The organism is Hungatella hathewayi WAL-18680, assembly GCF_000235505.1.
Classification (GTDB): Bacteria; Bacillota; Clostridia; order Lachnospirales; family Lachnospiraceae; genus Hungatella_A; species Hungatella_A hathewayi_A.
On record NZ_JH379027.1, the window covers coordinates 3,290,850 to 3,296,849 of the forward strand.

Annotated in this window: 9 protein-coding genes; 2 read left to right on the forward strand and 7 right to left on the reverse strand. The window is 45.6% G+C overall.

Annotation, left to right across the window (positions count from 1 at the left end):
• Positions 1 to 216 precede the first annotated feature (216 nt).
• Together HMPREF9473_RS14895 and HMPREF9473_RS14900 are read right to left on the reverse strand one after the other, a co-directional pair.
• A complete protein-coding gene (locus tag HMPREF9473_RS14895; protein WP_006780967.1) occupies positions 217 to 690 on the reverse strand; it encodes an LURP-one-related/scramblase family protein in 474 nt (157 codons plus the stop codon).
• Between the two features lie 106 nt (positions 691 to 796).
• The gene (locus tag HMPREF9473_RS14900) at positions 797 to 2,173 is read right to left on the reverse strand and encodes an MATE family efflux transporter (protein WP_006780968.1); all 1,377 of its coding nucleotides are present in this window, start codon (positions 2,171 to 2,173) and stop codon (positions 797 to 799) included.
• A 222-nt stretch (positions 2,174 to 2,395) separates the two neighbouring features.
• Between HMPREF9473_RS14900 and HMPREF9473_RS14905 the strand changes: the two genes are divergently transcribed.
• The gene (locus tag HMPREF9473_RS14905; protein ID WP_006780969.1) at positions 2,396 to 3,016 is read left to right on the forward strand and encodes a YHYH domain-containing protein; all 621 of its coding nucleotides are present in this window, start codon (positions 2,396 to 2,398) and stop codon (positions 3,014 to 3,016) included.
• A 369-nt stretch (positions 3,017 to 3,385) separates the two neighbouring features.
• On the opposite strand, the gene HMPREF9473_RS14910 is transcribed toward HMPREF9473_RS14905, so the two are convergent.
• Entirely contained in the window at positions 3,386 to 3,631 is a 246-nt protein-coding gene (locus tag HMPREF9473_RS14910) for a helix-turn-helix domain-containing protein (RefSeq protein WP_006780971.1), read from the reverse strand.
• A gap of 122 nt (positions 3,632 to 3,753) precedes the next feature.
• Between HMPREF9473_RS14910 and HMPREF9473_RS14915 the strand changes: the two genes are divergently transcribed.
• Complete coding sequence (locus HMPREF9473_RS14915) at positions 3,754 to 4,047, forward strand: DUF6809 family protein (RefSeq protein ID WP_006780972.1); 294 nt, start codon at positions 3,754 to 3,756, stop codon at positions 4,045 to 4,047.
• 122 nt (positions 4,048 to 4,169) lie between these two features.
• Here the strand turns inward: HMPREF9473_RS14915 and HMPREF9473_RS14920 are convergent, their stop codons facing one another.
• From HMPREF9473_RS14920 to HMPREF9473_RS14935, 4 genes are all read right to left on the reverse strand, one after another.
• Entirely contained in the window at positions 4,170 to 4,415 is a 246-nt protein-coding gene (locus HMPREF9473_RS14920) for a DUF6718 family protein (protein ID WP_006780973.1), read from the reverse strand.
• A complete protein-coding gene (locus HMPREF9473_RS28200; protein WP_006780974.1) occupies positions 4,408 to 5,001 on the reverse strand; it encodes a hypothetical protein in 594 nt (197 codons plus the stop codon). The genes HMPREF9473_RS14920 and HMPREF9473_RS28200 overlap by 8 nt, the downstream gene beginning before the upstream one ends.
• Positions 5,002 to 5,268: 267 nt before the next feature.
• Positions 5,269 to 5,520, reverse strand: coding sequence for a hypothetical protein (locus HMPREF9473_RS14930; RefSeq protein WP_006780975.1), 252 nt, complete (start codon positions 5,518 to 5,520; stop codon positions 5,269 to 5,271).
• 13 nt (positions 5,521 to 5,533) lie between these two features.
• The coding region (locus HMPREF9473_RS14935) for a hypothetical protein (RefSeq protein WP_006780976.1) at positions 5,534 to 6,000 on the reverse strand (467 nt) is incomplete at its 5' end.

A 6,000-nucleotide genomic window follows, 5' to 3' on the forward strand; every position in this document is an offset into this window, starting at 1 on the left:
TGCTGGCTTCTATGTTTGGCGGAAATGATGAATACTTTCTTGCATGTGCATAGCGAAACAGACGGACATCTCCCGTCTTCCTCTCCCTATGCAGTTACCACTCATTAGCAAGAAATTGAACTCATCCTTTCAGCTCCTTTTATCTTTTATTTTGATTTGTAGACGGCATCGTCAGCGCCGCCACGTTTCATTTATATCACTGATCCGGCTGTTTTGTCAAGACCCTCTGGAACATTTTGCCGCGTCAATCGCCAGAACGATCATCAGAACGTGAAGCGCGTCCTGGGGATTCATCACATTGATCTCATAGGTATCGGTGACATTGAGAACCTTCTTCTCCACGATAGCCACCGTTCCGCCCATATTGTTCTCCACCTGATAATCCCACTCCAAAATATCGCCGGAAACGCTCCAGTCACGACACTCCAGATAGAATTTCGGTATGAAAAAAGTCAGTTCCTTCTTCACCCGGCCAAGGTAGCGCTCCCCCTCATAGAGGTCAAAAGCCGGCAAAAATGTCAGCACCCGCTCCTGAACGGTCCCCAGCTCATACCCGGCGCTGTCATAGATTTTCAGGCAGTGGCCCCAGGACAGCTGCCCCTTCACCACAAACATCACATTGCCCTGCTCGTCATAGATATCGTAGCTGTCAAACCAGGAGAACAGGCGCTGTTTGAAAAGCATTTTCATAGGAATCCCTCCATCACTCCGTCTATCGCTGTTATCTTTATCTTAACACAGACGGAAGGAACATGGTTCTTAAGATTCCTTATATTTTTCTGAATCATTTTCACCGTCAGGCCCGGCTTCGCCGCCCTTCCAGCAAACGTTTCTTTAAAATGCGGCCGCAGACCAGCTGGTATACCGTGGCCGACATGACCGCGGCGGCGATATCGATGATTGGCTCCGTGTAGAACACGGCCTCCACGCCGAAATACCGGGGGAGCAGCGTCACCGCAATGAAAAACAGTAGCTTCCGGTAGAGTGACAGCGAGATGGCTATCTTTGCAATCCCCATGCCGGTAAATCCGTCCACCACCGTATACTGGACCGCCAGCGGAATGATCATCAGGGTGCTGATGCGGATGGCCTTCACGGACATGGCGATATATTCCGGATTTCTGGTGAATATCAGCACGAAAAACCGGGAGCAGGTCTGGGATAACAGAAACATCACCGCGGTAAACAGAATCGTTATCTTCAGTATCTCCCGCTCCGCATGGCGCACCCGGTTCACCTGTCTGGAGCCGTAATTGTAGCCGAGAATCGACTGGGTCCCCGCCGTGATTCCGCCTAACGGCATGGTCACCATCAGCATAAAACTCTGCATAATGGTCCCGCAGGTCACCATCATATCGCCCCGCTCCGGCCCGCCATAGGTCTGAAGCACGGTGTTCATGGTGATAATCAGTACGTTATCCAGGGCGATGATGATAAACGGCGAAAAGCCCAGCGCCAGAATCCGCCCGCAGACCCGCCTGTCGAAGCCTGAAAATGTAATCTTCACCGGCACCTTTTTCCCAAACAGCACCAGCAGAATATAGATGGCGGAGCATGCCTGGGCCAGCACCGTGGCAAGGGCCGCCCCACTGACGCCCATACGAAAACCAAAGATAAACACCGGGTCCAGCACCAGATTGACAATGGCGCCAAACATGACGGATTTCATCCCGATTTTGGCAAAGCCCTGGCAGATGATAAACTGATTCATCCCCGCCGCAATCAGGGCAAACACGGTTCCGCACAGATAGATGGTGATATACTGGTTGGCATAGGGAAAGGTGGCCTCACTGGCCCCAAACCACATCAGCAGGTGGTCCTTCAATAACAGGGACGCCCCCGTCAGACAGACCGCCAGCGCCATCAGCATCATAAAGCTGTTGGCCACCACCCTTCTGGCCGCCTCCGTATTCTTCTCTCCCATCCGAATCGCCAAAAGCGGCGCCCCGCCAAAGCCTATCAGGGCGGAAAAGGAGCTGATCAGCGTCACAATGGGCCCGCAAATCCCCACTCCCGCCAGCGCCAGCTCTCCCACGCCGGAAATATTTCCGATATACATTCTATCCACAATACTGTAAAACACACTGACAAACTGGGCCAGCATGGACGGAATTGCCAGCCGCACTACCAGCGTCTTGATGTTGTCCCTGCCCAGATTATTTTCCAACTGCATCACTCATTACCCCTGTTCTTATGTATCTCAAATACACCCAATGTTCCTGGGAAATGTCCCAGCCTCACATAGTATATCAGGGATTCCGATTTTTGGCTATATCAATTGGAATGAAATTTATCGGGAGGGCAGATAAATGGCGGCATCGGCCTTTTTGGGGGGATAGTATTTGATTGGAGTTCGTAGTATAATGAAAGAAAATAAGGACAAGGGGGATTTATTATGAAAATGTGTTTGAAAAAGCTGGCCGTAACTCTGATGAGTGGTTTTCTTCTGGCATCCGCCATAATCGTGCTTCCGGCATCGCCGTTCGTCGTCGAGGCGGAGGCCCATTCGGGCAATACCGATTCCCACGGCGGACATCGGGACAATCGTAACGCCAGCGGCCTTGGCAGCTATCATTATCACTGCGGCGGCCATCCCGCCCATCTTCATACCAACGGGGTATGCCCGTATGCCACGTCTGATACCGGGACGAATCCCGCACCACAAAAACAGGTTCCGGAGAGCAAGGCTTCCGTGCCGGAGACTACGGCTGTTACGGTGGAACCCGGGTGGAAGGAGGACAGCGCCGGATGGTGGTACTGTACTTCGGATGGACAGTATTACAAGGACTGTTGGCAGAATATTGATAGTCAGTGGTATTATTTCAATCCTGACGGATATATGGCAACCGGCTGGCATTGTCAGACAGACCACTGCTACTATCTCGCTTCCGACGGCCACATGGTGACCGGGGAGCATGAGATTGACGGCGAACACTGCTATTTCAACACCGACGGCAGCCTGGATGACACCACCTCCCACCACGGCTCCGGCCATCACGCAGGCCATCACAATTAAATCCCCCTCCCTCCCCTCTCCCCGCTCATGTTGCAGGATTGTACTGGAATATATTACCAGCAACATCCCCTTTACAAAATGATATAATAGACTGGGGGGAGGGAGCATAAATGAGTAAACGTATCAAACCAGTCCAACCAGGCCAGACCTTCGGCGACCTGGAAACCAGATGGTACTGGAACACAAAATCCGGAGAGCGCGTCTGGAAATGCGTCTGCACCTGCGGTGGCTACTGCATGGTCAAAGAACGCGGCCTAACTGAACATTTGGTCACGAATTGTGGCTGTAAAGGGGGGTATGGGAGGTAGGTACATAAAAAACAAAAAAGCCGCCGCCCTGCCAATATTCTCAGCTCGTGCGGTGGCCATTTTAATCCAATAAATCTTGATAGTTTATCTTTAATACATCAGCAATCACTTTCAATTCAATATCCGTCACAAATCTCTTCCCACTCTCAATTCTCTGAATAGCATTTTTATCAACGTCCAACCCCGCCCGCTGAAGCATATCAGCCAACTGTTTTTGCGAAGTTTTCTTCGGCAGACCTTCTCTGATTATCTTTAACTTCCGACCGCAAACGTTATTACTGCCATCCTCCGCTTTATTTTTATACATAATTCATCTCCCATGTGACATTTACTAATTGTCATTTTTTATATTATATGATAGACTTAGTAATGGATTGACATTCACTAAATGTCACTTGAAATTAAATCTATTTAAGGAGATAACTATATATGAAAGCCATACTGAAACAGTTATATGATGGAGAAATTTACCCAGCCGAACAATTCTACCCTAAAGTAAAAGAATATAAAGCATTGCGGAGAAAGAATTTTGTTCATTATGAAAGTTTTACAAAAAAGCTGGAAACAATTTCCCCAGAATTAAGTCAGGAATTTACTCAGATTATGGATGAACAACTTAGTGCCATCCCTCTTGAAATTTCAGAAATGTTCATTGATGGCTTTCGCCTCGGTGCAAAAATGGTGATAGAAATTTATGGAAACGATATTACAGATGAAAAATAACCTTTGATACAAAAATAAAGAGCGAACATCTAAATCATTAGAATTACTCCTCCACAAAAGGAAAATAGAAGCCCCAGGAGCTACCGCTCTCTAGGGCTTCGTCTGTGTACCATTGGAACACATTATGCCACACGATTCAATAGACTTACCTTATCAATAAAATCTTTCATATTATCGATATAGGTATATGGTGCATATTCCGAATAAACTTCCGGATTGTCTAAAATTACAATCTGTACACCATCAGCTCTTAAAGCCTCCAACGTTCCCGGAAGACAACGTGCTTCATTTATTGATTTACACAAGTAAGCGATACATCCCTGTTGCTCAAAAACTTTTGCAACAATATATATCTTTTTATCACCCATCTAATTCACCTTCCCATAACTTAAGTCTCTCAACAAATTTCTGTTCATCAGTTATGATACCCTGCATATATTCTTCATAAAGAATTCGACCGATTTCCGGTTCTTTATATTTATAAATATACTGATGACTCCATATATTAAACAAATAATCTTTTCCGCACCACAACTGTACTTCTATCGGGTATGCCATATTATCTCTTTGGTAATACAGATGTACCGCATGGTAGCCATCATTTATTTTCTTTCCCTTTCGCAAATCAACTACACGAAAATATTCCGGATATTCTTCCGGGTATTCTTCAAATCGTAATCTAAATCCCAAAATATCATTGAAACATTGCTTAAAACCGCCACCTGTTCGAAGCGTCTTTTCATACTTTCGCCTAATTGAATCATCACTCTTAAATCTCGAGCCAATCAAGTTTTCTTGAACCAATATATCAATATAGCTAGCGCGATAGCGGGCAATATCTTGTAAAATAATATCAAGCGAAGTATCTCGCATTGAAATCTGCTTTAAACTTTTTCCTAATGTTGATTTATAAGAAAGATCATCTAAAACCTTTTTTGAAATAAATAAATCCATTCTGCCATCACCTCTAATAAAGTATAACATAGCAGGTTCAAAATATCACTATCAAAAATGCTTTCTAATCAAAAAAATAGGAGTGGCTTCTTATTCTTCATAAAAAGCCACTCCCAACTAAATTTAGATATTTCTAAAACCCGTTTGACCCAGTCAAACCTTAGAACTTCCCAGCCTTCGCCGCTTCCTCAATGGAAACAGGAAACCTTGTTTTTTAGCTATTCTTTTATCAAAAGTATAGGAATATTCAAGAAGTAAACGACATTTCTACACCTTTTTATACACCGTTTCACCCTGTAGTACATTATTCGAATTATCAAGAATCTTTTCTCCATTTGAATCCTGAAGAGGGTCAAGAAACGAATATCGCTCCGGATAATCGGCAAATGCTGTTCCCACAATCTGCGTCCCGTCTGCTCTGTGAGCCGTATAACCTCTTAGCAGAGTTTCTTCTGTCACAGTATCCCCAGTCAAATCTATGAGGGTTCTGCCGCTGTAAACGACTTTATTTGTAGCCATTTAAGCCTCCCTCCTACCCGATAGTTACCGTAGTACCTCCAGCGGGATTCTCGCTTTCGTTATATGGGATTGCTTTGACTGTAACCTGCGATAAGTAGTTATATCCTTCCTCAGAATTCGGAAGCACTGTCTGCTCCTTTGTAGAAGGTGTAACTGTCTTTGCCTGTGGTTTGGCATCTTCCGTACCTGACATAGAACCTTCTACACCAAGCAGAGTAATCCCCTCTCGAATATTATCCGGAATGATTTTCTCTTTTTCTGCTGCCGAAATCCCAACTTTACCAGAACCATCGTGATGTCCCTGCGGAATGGTGTACTCTTCATCCTTTGAAGAAATTGTACCTGTCACAGCTCCGTTATTCTTCATGGTTCCCGTCAGTTTCTGACCTCGTACATACGCGGTCTTTCCCTGAAGAATTTCAGCAACAGCGGCTGTTGCATCAGAAGAATCTACGTCATATTCACAAGTACCTGTGAGTG

What these genes read in the sequence shown, in the direction of transcription:
- HMPREF9473_RS14900 (WP_006780968.1), bottom strand. Translation starts at nt 2,173, where the DNA reads ATGCAGTTGGAAAATAATCTGGGCAGGGACAACATCAAGACGCTGGTA.
- HMPREF9473_RS28200 (WP_006780974.1), bottom strand. Translation starts at nt 5,001, where the DNA reads ATGGATTTATTTATTTCAAAAAAGGTTTTAGATGATCTTTCTTATAAA.
- HMPREF9473_RS14920 (WP_006780973.1), bottom strand. Translation starts at nt 4,415, where the DNA reads ATGGGTGATAAAAAGATATATATTGTTGCAAAAGTTTTTGAGCAACAG.
- HMPREF9473_RS14930 (WP_006780975.1), bottom strand. Translation starts at nt 5,520, where the DNA reads ATGGCTACAAATAAAGTCGTTTACAGCGGCAGAACCCTCATAGATTTG.
- HMPREF9473_RS14915 (WP_006780972.1), top strand. Translation starts at nt 3,754, where the DNA reads ATGAAAGCCATACTGAAACAGTTATATGATGGAGAAATTTACCCAGCC.
- HMPREF9473_RS14910 (WP_006780971.1), bottom strand. Translation starts at nt 3,631, where the DNA reads ATGTATAAAAATAAAGCGGAGGATGGCAGTAATAACGTTTGCGGTCGG.
- HMPREF9473_RS14905 (WP_006780969.1), top strand. Translation starts at nt 2,396, where the DNA reads ATGAAAATGTGTTTGAAAAAGCTGGCCGTAACTCTGATGAGTGGTTTT.
- HMPREF9473_RS14895 (WP_006780967.1), bottom strand. Translation starts at nt 690, where the DNA reads ATGAAAATGCTTTTCAAACAGCGCCTGTTCTCCTGGTTTGACAGCTAC.